The organism is Streptomyces sp. UF-297 (assembly GCF_058245575.1).
Window position 1 is genome coordinate 28425 of record NZ_JBSIBZ010000042.1, and the last position, 15888, is coordinate 44312.

Genomic DNA, 15888 nt, shown 5'->3' on the forward strand with positions numbered 1-15888 from the left:
GTCACTCCTTGTGGGAGAGGGCGCGGACGGTACGGGACGGGCTCGGCCGGCCCAGTCGGTCCGCCATCCACCCGCTGGTGGCGGTGAGGCGGTCCAGGTCGACCCCGGTCTCGATGCCGAGGCCGTGCAGCATCCACACGAGGTCTTCGGTGGCGAGGTTGCCGGTGGCGGATTTCGCGTACGGGCAGCCGCCGAGGCCGCCCGCCGAGGAGTCGACGGTGGTGACGCCGTGCTGGAGGGCGGCCAGGGTGTTGGCGAGCGCCTGGCCGTAGGTGTCGTGGAAGTGGACCGCGATGCGGCCGGTGGGCACGCCCGCCTCGTTCAGGGCGGTGAGCAGGGCCCGTACGTGGCCGGGGGTGGCGACGCCGATGGTGTCGCCCAGGCTCAGCTCGGCGCAGCCCATGCCGATCAGGGCGCGGCAGACTCGTACGACCTGGGGGAGCGGCACCGGGCCCTCCCAGGGGTCGCCGAAGCACATGGAGAGATAGCCGCGGACCCGCGCTCCTTCGGCCCTGGCGCGGGCCACGACCGGCTCGAACACGGCCAGGGCCTCGTCCAGGGTGCGGTTGAGGTTGGCCTTGGCGAAGGACTCGGTGGCGCTGGCGAAGACGGCGATGTGGCGGGCGCCGAGGGCCAGGGCGCGGTCCAGGCCGCGGTCGTTGGGGACGAGGACGGGCAGGTCGACCTCGGTGAGGTCCGACAGCAGCGGGAACAGCTGCTCGGCGTCGGCGAGTTGGGGCACCCACTTGGGGTGCACGAAGCTGGTCGCCTCGATGGTGGTCAGGCCCGCGCCGGCCAGGCGGTGGATGAACTCCGCCTTGACCTCGGTGGGGATGACCGCCTTCTCGTTCTGCAGCCCGTCGCGGGCGCCGACCTCGTGGATACGGACGCGGGCGGGCAGGCCGTCGGCGGGGAAGGCCATGGGCAGTCCGGATGCGGTCATGACTCCTCCTGGGGTGTCACCACGGCCAGGACCTGGTCCATGGCGACGGTGCTGCCGGGGGTGACGTCCAGCTCGGTGACGGTGCCGTCGTACGGGGCGGAGATGACGTGTTCCATCTTCATCGCCTCGACCACCAACAGGCCCTGCCCCGCCGCCACTTCGTCGCCGACCGCGACCTTGACGACGGTGACGGTGCCGGGCATGGGCGCGGTCAGCGCGTCCGCGCCGTGCGCCCCGGCGGCGCCGCGCAGGGTGGCCTCCACGGGGTCGTGGTCCTGGACGTGCCAGGTGTCGCCGTCACGTCCGAGCCAGACCCCGTCCGGGGAGGGGGTGTGGGTGAAGCGGTGGGTGAGGCCGGTGTGGTTGAGGGTGAGGTGGGTGGGGGTGAGGGCGAGGAGGCGGGCGCGGGTGGGGGTGTCGGTGCGGGCCTCGGCGTCGCCGTGGGCCTCTGTGCCGCCGACGCACACCTCCGTGTCCGCCCCGAGGCCGCGCACCCGGACCGCCACCGGGTCCTGGCCCGGGACGCGGACGTGGTGCACCGTCCACGCGGGGGTGCCGCCCAGGCGCCAGCCGTTGGGGACCGAGAACGGGTCGGTCCAGGCGGCCGAGGGCCGCTCGGCCCGCTCGGCCCGCAGCAGCGCGGCGGCGGCGTACACCTCCTGCGGCACTCCGTCCGGGACCAGGGAGTCCACCTCGCGCTCGACGAGGCCGGTGTCCAACTCGCCCGCCACCACGGCCGGGTGGGCCAGCAGGCGGCGCAGGAAGCCGGTGTTGGTGGGCACGCCCAGGATCACCGTGTCGGCGAGGGCGGCGCGCAGCTTGCGCAGGGCGGTGGCGCGGTCCGGGCCGTAGGCGATGACCTTGGAGAGCATCGGGTCGTAGAGGCTGCCGACCTCGGTGCCCTGTGTCAGGCCCGAGTCGGTGCGTACCCCGTCGCCCTGCGGCTCGTGCAGGGCCAGGACCGTGCCGCCGGAGGGGAGGAAGCCGCGGGCGCCCTCTTTGAGAGATACGGTCTCGGCGCAGATGCGGGCCTCGACGGCGTGGCCGGTGAGGGTGATGTCCTGCTGGGTGAAGGGGAGGTGCTCGCCCGCGGCGACCCGCAGCTGCCACTCGACCAGGTCCACTCCGGTGACCAGTTCGGTGACCGGGTGCTCCACCTGGAGGCGGGTGTTCATCTCCATGAAGCAGTACGCGGACGGGTCGGCGCCGGGGACGATGAACTCGACGGTGCCCGCGCCGCGGTAGCCGCAGGAGCGGGCCGCCTGGACGGCCGCCTCGCCCATGGCGGCGCGGGTGGCCTCGTCCAGCAGGACCGAGGGGGCCTCCTCGATGACCTTCTGGTGGCGGCGCTGCAGGGAGCACTCGCGCTCGCCGAGGTGGACGACATTGCCGTGGCCGTCGGCCAGGACCTGGATCTCGATGTGGCGGGGGCTCTCGATCCAGCGCTCCACCAGCAGGGTGTCGTCGCCGAAGGAGCCGCGGGCCTCGCGCCGGGCGGCGGCGATCTCCTCGGCGAGCACCGCCTCGTCCCGTACGAGCCGCATGCCCTTGCCGCCGCCGCCCGCGGACGGCTTGAGGAGGACCGGCATGCCGATCTCCCGTGCGGCGTCGGCGAGTCGGCCGTCGGACAGGCCGCTGCCGGACGAGCCGGGTACGACCGGGACGCCGGCCGCGCGCACGGTCTCCTTGGCGCGGATCTTGTCGCCCATCAGGGAGATCGCGGAGGCGGGCGGGCCGATGAAGACCAGGCCCGCGTCCGTGCACGCCCGGGCGAAGTCGGCGTTCTCGGCGAGGAAGCCGTAGCCGGGGTGGACGGCCTGGGCGCCGGCGCGGGCGGCGGCCTCCAGCAGGCGGTCGGTGCGCAGATAGCTCTCGGACGCCGCGGGCTCGCCGATGCGCACCGCCGTGTCGGCCTCGCGTACGTGCCGGGCGTCGGCGTCCGCGTCGCTGAAGACGGCGACGGAGCGGATGCCGAGCGCGCGCAGCGTACGGATGACGCGGACCGCGATCTCGCCGCGGTTGGCGACCAGGACACTGTCGAACATCGTCGTGGACATGCTGGTGAGCACTCCTGTGGTCGTCCCTGTGGGCACTGCTGCGGTCATCGCTCTCACATCCGGAAGACGCCGAAGCCGGGCTCGCCCAGGGGTGCGTTGGCGCAGGCGGTCAGGGCGAGACCGAGCACCTGGCGGGTCTCCATCGGGTCGATGACGCCGTCGTCCCACAGCCGCGCGGTGGCGTAGTAGGCGTTGCCCTGGGTCTCGTACTGCTCGCGGACCGGCGCCTTGAAGGCCTCCTCGTCCTCGGCGCTCCACTCCTGGCCGCGCGCCTCCAGCTGGTCGCGCTTGACGGTGGCCAGGACCGAGGCGGCCTGCTCGCCGCCCATCACCGAGATCTTGGCGTTGGGCCACATCCACAAAAAGCGGGGGGAGTAGGCCCGGCCGCACATGGAGTAGTTGCCCGCGCCGTAGGAGCCGCCGATGACGACGGTCAGTTTGGGGACGCGGGTGCAGGCGACCGCGGTGACCATCTTGGCGCCGTGCTTGGCGATGCCGCCCGCCTCGTAGTCGCGGCCGACCATGAAGCCGGAGATGTTCTGCAGGAAGAGCAGCGGGATGCCGCGCTGGTCGCACAGCTCGATGAAGTGGGCGCCCTTCTGGGCGGACTCGGAGAAGAGGATGCCGTTGTTGGCGACGATGCCGACCGGGTGGCCGTGGATGTGTGCGAAGCCGGTCACCAGGGTCTGGCCGTACTCGGCCTTGAACTCCGCGAAGCGGGAGCCGTCCACGACGCGGGCGATGACCTCGCGGACGTCGTAGGGGGTGCGGGAGTCGGCGGGCACCGCGCCGTACAGGCCCGCCGGGTCGACCTTGGGCTCCTCGGACTGCCGTACGGTCCAGGGGAGTCGAGGGCGCTCGCCGAGGGTGGAGACGATGGTGCGGACGATCCGCAGGGCGTGTGCGTCGTCCTCGGCGAGGTGGTCGGTGACGCCGGAGGTGCGGGAGTGCACCTCGCCGCCGCCCAGTTCCTCGGCGGTGACGACCTCGCCGGTGGCGGCCTTCACCAGCGGCGGGCCGCCCAGGAAGATCGTGCCCTGGTTGCGGACGATCACCGCTTCGTCGCTCATGGCCGGGACGTACGCGCCGCCGGCGGTGCAGGAGCCGAGGACGGCGGCGATCTGCGGGATGCCCGCGCCCGACATCCGGGCCTGGTTGTAGAAGATGCGGCCGAAGTGCTCGCGGTCGGGGAAGACCTCGTCCTGGAGGGGGAGGAAGGCGCCGCCGGAGTCGACGAGGTAGAGGCAGGGCAGGCGGTTCTCCAGGGCGATCTCCTGGGCCCGCAGGTGCTTCTTGACCGTCATCGGGTAGTACGTGCCGCCCTTGACGGTGGCGTCGTTGGCGACGATCACCACCTCGCGGCCGCTGACCCGGCCGATGCCGGCGATCACCCCGGCGGCCGGGGCGGCGCCGTCGTACATCCCCTCCGCCGCCAGCGGTGCCAGCTCCAGGAAGGGGGAGCCGGGGTCCAGGAGGGTGTCCACCCGGTCCCGGGGCAGCAGCTTGCCGCGCGCGGTGTGCCGCGCCCTGGCCTTCTCGCCGCCGCCCAGCCGCGCGGCCGTCAGCCGCCGGCGCAGCTGGTCGGTCAGCGCGCGGTGCGCGGCCTCGTTGGCCCGCCAGGAGTCCGACGCCGGATCGGCGGCGCTCCCCAGCACCGGTGCCTGCTCCATCAGTACGAGCCCCCTTGCTCGGTGACCGTGGCGACGCGTGCGCCAGAGGTGTTAATGGCCGTTAACGTCGTTTCCCTCAGGTTAACGAGCACTAACGCGGCTGTCTACAATTGATCGCATGAACAACGTGCAGGTCCCGGCCCCCGCGGCGATGAGCCGTCGCGAGCAGATCCTCAAAGAGGCCGCCCGGCTGTTCGCGGAACGCGGCTTCCACGGCGTCGGTGTGGACGAGATAGGGGCGGCCGTCGGTATCTCCGGGCCCGGCCTGTACCGCCACTTCGCGGGCAAGGACGCCATGCTCGCCGAGCTGCTGGTGGGCATCAGCGAGCGGCTGCTGGAGGGCGGGCGGGCGCGGGTGGCCCAGGGGGGCCACAGCCCCGAGGCGATACTGGACGCGCTCATCGACGGGCACATCGACTTCGCACTGGACGACCGGCCGCTGATCACGGTGCACGACCGCGAGCTGGACCGGCTGCGCGAGGCGGATCGCAAGCGGGTCCGTCAACTCCAGCGGCAGTATGTCGAGTTGTGGGTCACGGTGGTGCGCGAGGTCTACCCCGGCTGCGCCGAGCCCCGGGCGCGGGCCACCGTGCACGCCGTGTTCGGGCTGCTCAACTCCACGCCGCACCTCAGCCGCCCCGGCTCGCTCCCGGGCCGTACCGACATGGCGGTCCTTCTGCACCGCCTCGCCCGCGGGGCGTTCGCCGCCGCGGCCGCGGCCGACGAAGGCTGACGCGGACGGTTCTGGCGCGGGGTCCAGGGCGGGGGATCCGCTCTGGACAGCCTGACTGACCGGCCGGTAGCTTTCGCTGAGCAAGCGCTTAGGTAGCGATCCGGAGGAGGCGGCTGGTGCGTCGGACGGTGTTCAACGAGGATCACGAAGCGTTCCGGGAGACCATTCGCGACTTCATCGCCGCCGAGGTCGTGCCCGTGTACGACGAGTGGATGCAGGCCGGTGCCGCGCCCCGCGACTTCTACAAGAAGCTCGGTGAGCTGGGCGTCTTCGGCATCGAGGTGCCCGAGGAGTACGGCGGCGCGGGCGAGCGCAGCTTCAAGTTCAACGCCGTGATCACCGAGGAGTGCGCGCGGGCCGGGGTCGGCTTCGGCGGCTCCAGCGTGCACACCGCGCTGTGCCTGCCCTACCTCATGGCGTACGCCACCGAGGAGCAGAAGCGCCGCTGGCTGCCCTCCTTCGTCTCCGGCGACATGATGACGGCCATCGCCATGACCGAACCGGGCACCGGCTCGGACCTGGCCGGCATGAAGACCACCGCCAAGCTCTCCGAGGACGGCACGCACTACGTCCTCAACGGCGCCAAGACCTTCATCACCGGCGGCGTGCTCGCCGACCGCGTCATCGTCTGCGCCCGTACCTCCCCGGCCACCGAACAGGACCGCAGGGCCGGTATCACCCTGCTGTTCGTGGACACCTCGGCCGAGGGCTACGCGGTGGGCCGCAAGCTGGACAAGCTCGGCCTGAAGGCCTCCGACACCGCCGAACTCTCCTTCACCGACGTCCGTGTGCCCGTCGAGGACCGCCTCGGCGAGGAGGGCAGGGCCTTCTCCTACCTCGGCCAGAACCTCCCCCAGGAGCGGCTGGGCATCGCGGTGAGCGCGTACGCACAGGCCGCCGCGGCCGTGGAGTTCGCCAAGGCCTACGTCCAGGACCGCGAGGTCTTCGGCAAGTCGGTGGCCTCCTTCCAGAACACCAAGTTCGTGCTCGCGGACTGCAAGAGCGAGGTCGACGCCATGCAGGCGGTCGTCGACCGGGCCCTGGACGCCCACGACGCCGGTGAGCTGAGCGCCGCCGACGCCGCCTCCGCCAAGCTCTTCACCACCGAGCGGGCCGCCGTCGTCATCGACAAGTGCCTCCAGCTGCACGGCGGTTACGGCTACATGCAGGAGTACCCCATCTCCCGGCTGTACGCCGACACCCGCGTCACCCGGATCTACGGCGGCACCAGCGAGGTCATGCGCTCGATCATCGCCAAGTCGATGGGCCTGTGAGCAGGGCCCTGACGGACCTGCTCGATCTGCTGGACCTGGAGCGGATCGACCAGGACATCTTCCGCGGCCACAGCAGGGACTCCATCGTCCCGCGGGTCTTCGGCGGCCAGGTCGCTGCGCAGGCACTGGTGGCGGCCGGGCGCACGGTCGCCGCCGAGAGGCCCCCGCACTCCCTGCACGCCTACTTCCTGCGCCCCGGCGACCCCGGCGCGCCCATCCTCTACACCGTCGACCGGGTGCGCGACGGCCGGTCCTTCACCACCCGCCGGGTCGTCGCCGTCCAGCACGGCCAGCCCATTTTCCATCTCACCGCCTCCTTCCAGCGGGCGGAGGAGGGGCTTGAGCACCAGGAGGCGATGCCGGCCGCGCCGGACCCGGCGACGCTGCCGACCGCCGCCGAACAACTGCCGCGCTATGCGGCGAAGTTCCGTGACGGCGGCGTCGTGCACAAGCTGCTGGAGGCGCGCGCCGCGGTGGACCTGCGGTACGTGGACGAGCCGCCCTTCGGGACCGCGGGGCAGCGGCGCGCACCGCGCTCGCAGGTGTGGTTCCGCACCAACGGCAAGCTGGACGGCGAGATCGACCAGCCCCTGCTGCACCTGTGCCTGGTGACGTACGTGTCCGACATGACGCTGCTGGACTCGGTGCTGCTGGCGCACGGGCGCGGCGGCTGGGCGGTGGGCGATGTGGTGGGCGCCAGCCTGGACCACGCGATGTGGTTCCACCGGCCGCTGCGCGCCGACGAATGGCTGCTGTACGACCAGGAGTCGCCCACCGCGCACGGCGGGCGGGGCATGGGATCGGGCCGGATCTTCACCGCGGACGGGCGCCTGGCGGTGTCCGTGATGCAGGAGGGCGTGGTCCGCGCGCCGCGCGAGCACTGAGCCGTCCCCCCATGCCCGCGACGGGCATTTCGGGATTACTGCCCGGGTGTGAGCGGTGAAGACGAGACGGACGAGGTCACGGAGCCCGGCGGGCCGCAGGGGGCCGCGGCGGCACAGGACGAGAGCGTCGCCACGGTGGCCGTCGCGGCGGTGGCCAACCTCGGCATCGCGGCGGCCAAGGCCGTCGGCGGCGTCGTCAGCGGCTCCAGCGCGATGCTCTCCGAGGCCGCGCACTCCGTCGCCGGCACCGTCACCGAACTCCTGCTGCTGACCGCCCTCAAACGCAGCGCGCGCCCCGCCGACGAGGACCATCCGCTCGGCTACGGCGGCGAGCGCTACGTCTGGGCGCTGCTCGCCTCCGTCGCCACCTTCGTCGGCGGCGCCGTCTTCGCGATCTACGACGGCGTGCACACCCTCACCCACGGCGAGCGGCCCGGCGACCCGCTGCTGTCCTACCTCATCCTGGGCGTCGCCTTCCTCCTGGAGGGCGTATCGCTGCTCAAGGGGCTGCGGCAGGCCCGCGGCGAGGCCGCCCGCTTCACGGTGCCGCTGCGCCGCTATCTGCGGCACACCCCCGACACCGCGGTCAAGGCCGTGGTGATGGAGGACTCCGCCGCCCTGGTGGGCCTGGTGCTGGCGCGCGCGGGGCGGGGGCGGGCCCGCGGGCGCCGTTACAGCAGCCCCGCGGCGTCCAGCAGATAGGCCGTCAGCGGGTCGTAGAAGCGCGGGCTCACGACGTGGTCGTCCAGCGGCACGGTCACCCGCAGGGTGCCCTCGGCCTCGCCGAGGAAGAGCGCCGGGTCGTTGCAGTCCGCGAAGCCGATGGTCTCGATGCCGCGCTGGCCCGCGCAGCCCGCCCAGCCGTGGTCCGCCATGACCATGTCGGGCAGCGGGCGGCCCTCCCGCTCCAGCCAGTCCAGGATCGCCGCCATGGGCGCGGGGGAGTGGGTGTGCCACAGCGTGGCGCCGCGCTCCAGCACCGCCACATCGGCGAACTGCACGACCAGGCCCTCCTCCACGGCCAGCACGTCCGGTACGGCCACGATCTCGCAGCCCCTGGCCCGCAGCGCCCGCGCGGTGGCGTGGTGCACGTCCAGCAGGCCGCCGGGGTGGCCGGTCGCCAGCAGCACCCGCTGCTCGCCGGCCGCCGCCTTGCGCAGCAGCGCGGCGGCGCGCTCCAGGGCGTCCACCGTCAGCTCCGGGTCGATGGTGTCCTGCCCCTGGCGGTGGTCCGGGTCGTCCACCACGCCGCAGCGCTCGGCCATCACGGCGAGCACGTCCTGCTCGTCGCTCCAGCGGTCGCCCAGCTCCAGCCCCAGCCAGTAGTGGCGGTCACCGTTGGCCAGCTTGCGGTAGTGGGAGAGGTTGTTCTCCCGCGGGGTGGCGACCTGGCCCGCGATACGGGTGCGGACGAGATGACCGATGAGTTCGGCGCGGGTGGGAGCGGTGGTTATCGGCATAGCGCCATTGTGCCCGTACCGATCTCCCGGCCGCGGCTCAGTTCCGCCGGGCGGACGGTGCGCGGGCCCCGGATACGGGCGCCGGGCACGCGATCGGTACGGGGATATGGACACGGTGGAGAAGGCGAGGCGGCAAAGCCACGTATCCGTCCATGTGCCGGGGCCTTGCGGGTGCCTACGCTTCGGGCCATGACCACCGCATCCTCTGAGCCCGTGGGCCCCGTCGACTCCTCCCGTATCCCGCGTTTCGCCGGGCCGGCGACCTTCGCACGGCTGCCGCGCATCGACGAGGTGGGCGGCCGCGCCGATGTCGCCGTCGTCGGTGTGCCCTTCGACTCGGGCGTCTCCTACCGCCCCGGCGCGCGCTTCGGCGGCAACGCCATCCGGGAGGCGTCGCGGCTGCTGCGCCCGTACAACCCGGCGCAGGACGCCTCGCCGTTCGCGCTGGCCCAGGTCGCCGACGCGGGCGACATCGCCGCCAACCCCTTCAACATCAACGAGGCCGTCGAGACGGTCGAGGCGGCGGCCGACGACCTGCTGGGCACCGGCGCCCGCCTGATGACGCTCGGCGGCGACCACACCATCGCGCTCCCGCTGCTGCGTTCGGTGGCCAAGAAGCACGGCCCGGTGGCGCTGCTCCACTTCGACGCGCACCTGGACACCTGGGACACCTACTTCGGGGCCGAGTACACCCACGGCACCCCGTTCCGGCGCGCGGTCGAGGAGGGCATCCTGGACACCTCCGCCCTCTCCCACGTCGGCACCCGCGGCCCGCTGTACGGCAAGAAGGACCTGGACGACGACGAGAAGATGGGCTTCGGCATCGTCACCTCGGCGGACGTCATGCGCCGCGGCGTGGACGAGGTCGCCGACCAGCTGCGCCAGCGCATCGGGGACCGGCCGCTGTACATCTCCATCGACATCGACGTGCTGGACCCGGCGCACGCCCCCGGCACCGGGACGCCCGAGGCGGGCGGCCTGACCTCCCGCGAACTGCTGGAGATCCTGCGCGGTCTGTCCTCCTGCCACCTGGTCTCGGCCGACCTGGTGGAGGTCGCCCCGGCCTACGACCATGCCGAGATCACATCGGTGGCGGCGTCCCACACCGCGTACGAGCTGACGACGATCATGTCGCGGCAGATCGCCGCGGGGCGCTAGCGCTTCGCTGGAAGCGCGGTCATCGTTGCCGCGGGCCGGTGGTGGGAGGGCCGGTCGCGCCCACGCGGCGGAGCCGCATACCGACACGGCCCCGCGCCCCTTATGGGGCGCTTGCGCCGAGCGCCGCAAGGCAGGCCCGTACCGGTGGGCTCGGTGAGCGGGTGCGCCACGCTGCCCGGACCGTGCGGTGCAGCGTGGGGCGGGCGGGGACGAAGCGGACGCCGGGCGGGGCCGCCGCCTGGGCCGTCTCGGGGACCAGGGCGGCGGTCAACCCGGCGGCGACCAGCGCGAGTTGGGTGGGGTGGTCGCCCACCGGACAGCGGATGTCCGGCTCGACGCCGCGGGCCCGCAGTGCCTGTACGAGGGCCTCGTGCGGCTCGGTGCCCGGCGGGCAGACCGCCCACGGGGTGCCCGCCAGCTCGGCCAGGTCCTGGCCTGGCTGGTGATGACGCCCGCCCTGCCGCGGCTGCGCACCGAACTGGCCGCCGCGCTGCTGCTCCTGCAGCCGGTGATGGCCCTCGCGCTGGGCCTGGCCATCGGGGAGCGGCCCGGTGCCGTACAGCTGGCGGGCTGTGCGCTGGTGGTCCTCGCGGTGTGGAGCGTGGGACGGGCACCCAAGGAGTCCGGAGAGTCCGGAGAGTCCGGGGAGTCCGGGGAGTCCGGGGAGTCCAGGGAGTCCAGGGAGTCCAGGGAGTCTGAGGTGCACAAGGAGCCCGAGAAGGCCAAGGAGGTTAAGGAGGGCAAGGAGGTCAGAGGGGCTGGAAAGCCCGGAGAGACCATGGTTCACGAAGCGGACCGGGCGTCAAAGGAGCGTAAAGCCGGGGCCGTTGAGCAATAGGGAGGCGTCAGTGCGGCCTGGCGCCGAGCGCCCGAAGGGTTGGGTGGGCTGATCATCCCTCTCTCGCCGAAGGCCCCACTGATGCAGCCCCTGGCCCCGGAACACCACGCACCGGACGTCACGCAGACCGCGCCCGCCGCGCACCCGGCGCCCCGGCCCGTACCCCCGGGGCACCCGGGCCGGCACCGGCAGGTGGCCGCCGGGGCCCTGGACCCCAAGCTGGTGCTGGCGTCGCTGCCCGACGCGCTGCGCAAGCTGCACCCCAAGGTGATGGTCAAGAACCCGGTGATGTTCGTCGTCGAGGCCGGGTCGGTGCTCACCACCCTCTCCGCCGTCCTGGACCCGAGCGTCTTCAGCTGGACCATCAGCGCCTGGCTCTGGCTGACCGTGCTGTTCGCCAACCTCGCCGAGGCCGTCGCCGAGGGCCGCGGCAAGGCGCAGGCCGAGTCGCTGCGCCGCACCCGCAGCGACACCTGGGCGCGCCGGCTGCGCAGCTGGCGGGTGGGCATCACGGCGCAGGAGTACGAGGAGGAGGCGGTGCCGGCCGCCGAGCTGGCGCCGTACGACTTCGTGATCGTGGACGCGGGCGAGGTGATCCCCGGCGACGGCGAGGTGGTGGACGGGGTCGCCTCCGTCGACGAGTCGGCGATCACCGGGGAGTCGGCGCCGGTGATCCGCGCCGCGGGCGGCGACCACTCCGGGGTCACCGGCGGGACCACGGTGCTCTCCGACCGCATCGTGGTCCGCATCACCTCCCGGCCCGGAAAGACCTTCCTGGACCGGATGATCGCGCTGGTGGAGGGCACCAAACGGCACAAGACCCCCAACGAGCTGGCGCTGAACATCCTGCTCGCCGCGCTCACGGTGATCTTCATCCTGGCGGTGGTCGCGCTCCAGCCGATGGCCACCTACGCGGACGCGCCGCAGACCATGACCGTGCTGGTCGCCCTGCTGGTGACGCTCATCCCGACGACGATCGGGGCGCTGCTGTCCGCCATCGGCATCGCCGGCATGGACCGCCTGGTCCAGCGCAATGTGCTGGCGCTGTCCGGGCGGGCCGTCGAGGCGGCGGGCGATGTGAACACCCTGCTGCTGGACAAGACCGGCACCATCACCTTCGGCAACCGCCGGGCGGACGCCTTCGTCCCCCTGGAAGGGGTGCCGCACGCGCAGCTGGCGGACGCGGCCCAGCTCTCCTCGCTGGCCGACGAGACGCCCGAGGGCCGCTCCATCGTCGTCCTGGCCAAGGAGAAGTACGGCATCCGGGCGCGCGCGGAAGGGGAGTTGGGGGCGGCGCGCTGGGTGGCCTTCAGCGCGCACACGCGGATGAGCGGGGTCGACCTGGCCTGGTCGGGCGGGTGTTACGTACGCAAGGGCGCGGCGGGTGCCGTCACCGCGTGGGTGACGCGGCTGGGCGGCCGGGTGCCGCCCGAGGCGCAGCGGACCGTGGACGGTATCGCCGCACAGGGCGGCACCCCGCTGCTGGTGGCCGTCGCCGACCGGCACGGCGCGCGGGTGCTGGGCGCCGTCCACCTCAAGGACGTGGTCAAGGACGGCATCGCGCACCGCTTCGCCGAGCTGCGCGCCATGGGCATCAAGACCGTCATGGTCACCGGCGACAACCCGCTGACCGCCAAGGCGATCGCGGCCGAGGCCGGGGTGGACGACTTCATGGCCGAGGCCACCCCGGAGCAGAAGCTGGCGCGTATCCGCCAGGAGCAGGAGGGCGGCAACCTCGTCGCGATGACCGGCGATGGCACCAACGACGCGCCCGCGCTGGCCCAGGCGGACGTGGGGGTGGCGATGAACTCCGGCACCTCGGCCGCCAAGGAGGCCGGGAACATGGTGGACCTGGACTCCAACCCCACCAAGCTCATCGAGATCGTCGAGGTCGGCAAGCAGCTGCTGATCACCCGCGGCGCGCTGACCACCTTCTCCATCTGCAACGACGTCGCCAAGTACTTCGCGATCGTGCCCGCGATGTTCGCCTCGGTGTATCCGGGGCTGAGCGCGCTGAACATCATGGGCCTGCACAGCCCCTGGTCCGCCATCGCCTCCGCGATCATCTTCAACGCGCTGGTCATCGTGGCGCTGATCCCGCTGGCGCTGCGCGGGGTGCGCTACCAGCCGTCCTCGGCGCACGCGCTGCTGCGGCGGAACCTGGGGGTGTACGGGCTCGGCGGGCTCATCGCGCCGTTCCTGGGCATCAAACTGATCGATCTCTTGCTGCAGTTCGTGCCGGGGATGTAGCGCGAGGAGCCCGTACGCAGCGGGTCAGCCCTGCGGCAGCCGGCCGAAGTGGACGGTCTTCGCGGTCAGCAGGAACAGGTCGGGGCGCCGGTCCACCCCATGGGGGTCGGCCGGGTCCAGCAGCCGGTCCAGGGTCGCCAGGTCCTCGGCGTCCGCGAGCTCCTCCAGGCGGTTGCGAAAGTGCTCCAGGGTGCGCCGTACGGCCTGCCGGGGGCGCTCGGCCAGGGGAGCGGGGTGGTCCACGAGGAAGGTGCGGCTGTAGACGTCCGTCAGGCCCGCGCTGCGCAGCATCTGGGGCCAGTCCTCGACCACCGCCACCGAGCCGGGCAGCCCCGCGCGCATCTGGTTGAAGCGCTCCGCCATCGCCGCGTTCAGCCGGTCCTGGAGGCCGGGGCGGCCGATGCCCAGGTCGCGCGGCAGCCAGCGGGGCGCGAGCCCGCCCTCGACGATGGCCAGCGTGCCGCCGGGCCGCAGCAGCGCGGCCAGCCGGTTCAGCGCGTCCTGCTGGTCGCCGACGTGGTGCACGACCTGCCCCGACCACACCAGGTCGGCGGGTTCGAGATCGCTCAGGCCCGCGGGGAACTCGGCCACCTGGGTGCGCAGCCGTACGCCGAGCCGCTTGGCCCGCTGCTCGGCGCGGACCAGCAGCTCAGGGGTTCCGTCCACCGCACTGACCTCGGCCTGCGGGAACAGCTCCGCCAGCCGGCAGGCGGCGACGCCGGGGCCGCTGCCGATGTCCAGCACCCGCTGCGGGTCCAGGTCCTGGAACTCCTCGAAGGCCTGGCGCACATAGGGGCTGTGCGTCTCCCCCTCCAGTTCCAGCATGTCGGCCATCGCGGCCCAGTCGAAGTCCTTCATATCGCCCATGGTGAGCACCTCCTGGCGCCGACCATGCGCCCGGGTGGGCCGGTCGGGCAAACTTCCTTGCCGTTCCCGCAAAAGGACGGCGCCAGGGGCCGGGCGGGCGGGGCTGCGGGCCTGCGCTAGCCGTCCTGCTCGTGCAGCCAGCGCGCGTTGCTCTCGTACACCTCGCGCATCAGGTCGGGGCGGTCCAGGCCGGGGCGGTCGGGGTGGTTTCCCCAGCCGGCCTGGTTGGACCAGTACTGGGTGTAGCGGTAGGAACGGCGGTAGGTGGCGAGCACGGAGGTGTCCAGACGGACCCGGTCGCCCACGTACTCGGGGGCCAGCGCGTCCTTGAGATAGACGGCGCGGAACTCCGCGATACGCCAGTCGTCCTGCCGTTTCTCGACCCGGAAACACATCCGTTCCCACACGAGCAGCGTCGCCTCCTGCTCGTCCACCCGCACCGGCATCACGATCTGCGCGGGCAGTTCAGCAAAGGCCCGGTTGCCGTTGAGATCGACGCGAATGGGGCCGAGCTGGTGCAGTCCCTGGCCCCGTGCGGTCGACGCGAGTTTCTGGGTGTTGGCGATGAAGTCGGCGCCGCTGCACGTGGCCCAGCCGACGGCGATGCGGGTGTCGTCGTAGTAACTCGCCGCCATCTCTTCCCACTGCCCGGTGTCACGTGCCCAGCGTTCCCGGATCACGCATTCCCGCGCGGCTTCGGCGGCCAGCAGATCGCTCACGTTGCGTCGTTCTGTAGTCCCCATCCACCCATTCCTATCGACCTGATTGAGGGGTCGCGCTCGGGCTCAGTCGATGTACATGTCCACGGCCTGTCCGACATAGGACGCGGTGGTCTTCGGCGCCCGGTCCAGGCGGATGCCCAGATGGGTGCGGTACGCGGCCACGACGGCTTCGTCCGTGGGGAGTTCCTTGGAGTGGCGCTTTCCGTTCTTCGTCACTGTCAGGGTGTTCTCCTTGACGGTGATACGCCCGTCGACGGTCAGCTGGGAGGCGAACACGTACTGCAGGAACGTCGAGTCGGGCGCGGTGCGGTACCACCACAGCGTCGGCAGGAAAGCGTCCAGCTCGGCCGGGCGGTTGTCGATACGGTACTGCGGCTTGCCGTTGAGTACGACGTCGATCTCGCCATTCTCCGCCGGAATCAGCTCATAGACGCCGTGCTTGTCGAGCTGCTCGCCGCGCACGTCGAAGGCCAGCGGCCCCCGTGCGCACTTGCCGAACCCCACGTCCGCCAGCCAGAACTCCTCCAGCAGCTCCACCCTCAGGACCATGTGGCACATCGGCGGGCCGAGCTTTTCCCCGTTGTAGGTACGGGCCGGCAGGAACTGCACACGGTATCCGAGCGCCTGGAGCAGATAGGCGAACGCCGGGTTGAGTTCGTAGCAGCCGCCGCCGCGGTTGTGGTGCACGATTTTGTCGACGACGTTCTCGTCGAGGTGAATCGGCGTACCGTCGTGGTAGTCGAGGTTCTCGAACGGGACCGACAGAATGTGGCGCTCGTGCAGTTCGCGCAGGGTGGCGAGATCCGCGCTCCTGGGCCTTTGTGCGCCGATGCGCTTGAGATATGCATCGACGGTGGCGTCATTCAGCACTACGGTCCCCCTTGAGGATGAAGACTCTGCAAGTTCACGATGCTGCGCCTGCTGCGCTGTAGTCCGCGCGCTGTATAGAGACGGAATCGCGGCCGGGGAATAATTGGCAAGAATCGGCCGGGCACTGAGTCAAGTCCTCCGCTTGAGCTGACACATTACGGC

13 protein-coding genes and 1 pseudogene are annotated in these 15888 nt (G+C 72.0%); 6 read left to right on the forward strand and 8 right to left on the reverse strand.

Annotated elements, in window-relative coordinates:
• Position 1: 1 nt before the first annotated feature.
• The 3 genes from AC4IJH_RS23220 to AC4IJH_RS23230 form a co-directional block, all read right to left on the reverse strand.
• Complete coding sequence (locus AC4IJH_RS23220; protein ID WP_490853737.1) at positions 2-943, reverse strand: hydroxymethylglutaryl-CoA lyase; 942 nt, start codon at positions 941-943, stop codon at positions 2-4.
• The gene (locus AC4IJH_RS23225; protein ID WP_490853771.1) at positions 940-2988 is read right to left on the reverse strand and encodes an acetyl/propionyl/methylcrotonyl-CoA carboxylase subunit alpha; all 2049 of its coding nucleotides are present in this window, start codon (positions 2986-2988) and stop codon (positions 940-942) included. The genes AC4IJH_RS23220 and AC4IJH_RS23225 overlap by 4 nt, the downstream gene beginning before the upstream one ends.
• A gap of 65 nt (positions 2989-3053) precedes the next feature.
• Entirely contained in the window at positions 3054-4670 is a 1617-nt protein-coding gene (locus AC4IJH_RS23230) for a carboxyl transferase domain-containing protein (protein WP_490853738.1), read from the reverse strand.
• 118 nt (positions 4671-4788) lie between these two features.
• On the opposite strand from AC4IJH_RS23230, the gene AC4IJH_RS23235 reads away from it, so the two are divergent.
• The 4 genes and pseudogenes from AC4IJH_RS23235 to AC4IJH_RS23250 form a co-directional block, all read left to right on the forward strand.
• Positions 4789-5403 (forward strand): SACE_7040 family transcriptional regulator, encoded by a 615-nt coding sequence (locus tag AC4IJH_RS23235; protein ID WP_490853739.1) that lies wholly within the window; start codon positions 4789-4791, stop codon positions 5401-5403.
• Between the two features lie 116 nt (positions 5404-5519).
• Positions 5520-6677, forward strand: coding sequence for an acyl-CoA dehydrogenase family protein (locus tag AC4IJH_RS23240; RefSeq protein ID WP_490853740.1), 1158 nt, complete (start codon positions 5520-5522; stop codon positions 6675-6677).
• Positions 6674-7561, forward strand: a complete 888-nt coding sequence (locus AC4IJH_RS23245) for an acyl-CoA thioesterase (RefSeq protein WP_490853741.1) — start codon at positions 6674-6676, stop codon at positions 7559-7561. The genes AC4IJH_RS23240 and AC4IJH_RS23245 overlap by 4 nt, the downstream gene beginning before the upstream one ends.
• Positions 7562-7696: 135 nt before the next feature.
• Positions 7697-8209, forward strand: a pseudogene (locus AC4IJH_RS23250) (cation diffusion facilitator family transporter); the annotation flags it as partial.
• Between the two features lie 23 nt (positions 8210-8232).
• On the opposite strand, the gene AC4IJH_RS23255 reads toward AC4IJH_RS23250, so the two are convergent.
• Complete coding sequence (locus tag AC4IJH_RS23255) at positions 8233-9021, reverse strand: phosphatase (protein WP_490853742.1); 789 nt, start codon at positions 9019-9021, stop codon at positions 8233-8235.
• Positions 9022-9210: 189 nt separating this feature from the next.
• Here AC4IJH_RS23255 and speB point away from each other — a divergent pair, with 189 nt between their 5' ends.
• Positions 9211-10179: an agmatinase gene (gene speB / locus AC4IJH_RS23260; RefSeq protein WP_490853743.1), complete on the forward strand. Its 969-nt coding sequence runs from the start codon at positions 9211-9213 to the stop codon at positions 10177-10179.
• Positions 10180-10279: 100 nt separating this feature from the next.
• On the opposite strand, the gene AC4IJH_RS23265 is transcribed toward speB, so the two are convergent.
• Positions 10280-10966: a LysR substrate-binding domain-containing protein gene (locus AC4IJH_RS23265; RefSeq protein ID WP_490853744.1), complete on the reverse strand. Its 687-nt coding sequence runs from the start codon at positions 10964-10966 to the stop codon at positions 10280-10282.
• A 132-nt stretch (positions 10967-11098) separates the two neighbouring features.
• Between AC4IJH_RS23265 and kdpB the strand changes: the two genes are divergently transcribed.
• A complete protein-coding gene (gene kdpB / locus AC4IJH_RS23270) occupies positions 11099-13267 on the forward strand; it encodes a potassium-transporting ATPase subunit KdpB (RefSeq protein ID WP_490853745.1) in 2169 nt (722 codons plus the stop codon).
• Positions 13268-13291: 24 nt separating this feature from the next.
• Here the strand turns inward: kdpB and AC4IJH_RS23275 are convergent, their stop codons facing one another.
• From AC4IJH_RS23275 to AC4IJH_RS23285, 3 genes are all read right to left on the reverse strand, one after another.
• Positions 13292-14134: a class I SAM-dependent methyltransferase gene (locus AC4IJH_RS23275; RefSeq protein ID WP_490853746.1), complete on the reverse strand. Its 843-nt coding sequence runs from the start codon at positions 14132-14134 to the stop codon at positions 13292-13294.
• A 116-nt stretch (positions 14135-14250) separates the two neighbouring features.
• Positions 14251-14877 carry a nuclear transport factor 2 family protein gene (locus AC4IJH_RS23280; RefSeq protein WP_490853747.1) on the reverse strand — a complete coding sequence of 209 codons (627 nt, stop codon included), beginning with the start codon at positions 14875-14877 and terminating at the stop codon, positions 14251-14253.
• Between the two features lie 42 nt (positions 14878-14919).
• Positions 14920-15726 carry an arylamine N-acetyltransferase family protein gene (locus AC4IJH_RS23285; RefSeq protein ID WP_490853748.1) on the reverse strand — a complete coding sequence of 269 codons (807 nt, stop codon included), beginning with the start codon at positions 15724-15726 and terminating at the stop codon, positions 14920-14922.
• Positions 15727-15888 lie beyond the last annotated feature (162 nt).

Bases quoted from the DNA above. Each gene is read 5' to 3' on its own strand.
- kdpB (WP_490853745.1), top strand. From the start codon at position 11,099: ATGCAGCCCCTGGCCCCGGAACACCACGCACCGGACGTCACGCAGACC.
- AC4IJH_RS23280 (WP_490853747.1), bottom strand. From the start codon at position 14,877: ATGGGGACTACAGAACGACGCAACGTGAGCGATCTGCTGGCCGCCGAA.
- speB (WP_490853743.1), top strand. From the start codon at position 9,211: ATGACCACCGCATCCTCTGAGCCCGTGGGCCCCGTCGACTCCTCCCGT.
- AC4IJH_RS23275 (WP_490853746.1), bottom strand. From the start codon at position 14,134: ATGGGCGATATGAAGGACTTCGACTGGGCCGCGATGGCCGACATGCTG.
- AC4IJH_RS23225 (WP_490853771.1), bottom strand. From the start codon at position 2,988: ATGTTCGACAGTGTCCTGGTCGCCAACCGCGGCGAGATCGCGGTCCGC.
- AC4IJH_RS23235 (WP_490853739.1), top strand. From the start codon at position 4,789: ATGAACAACGTGCAGGTCCCGGCCCCCGCGGCGATGAGCCGTCGCGAG.
- AC4IJH_RS23230 (WP_490853738.1), bottom strand. From the start codon at position 4,670: ATGGAGCAGGCACCGGTGCTGGGGAGCGCCGCCGATCCGGCGTCGGAC.
- AC4IJH_RS23255 (WP_490853742.1), bottom strand. From the start codon at position 9,021: ATGCCGATAACCACCGCTCCCACCCGCGCCGAACTCATCGGTCATCTC.
- AC4IJH_RS23220 (WP_490853737.1), bottom strand. From the start codon at position 943: ATGACCGCATCCGGACTGCCCATGGCCTTCCCCGCCGACGGCCTGCCC.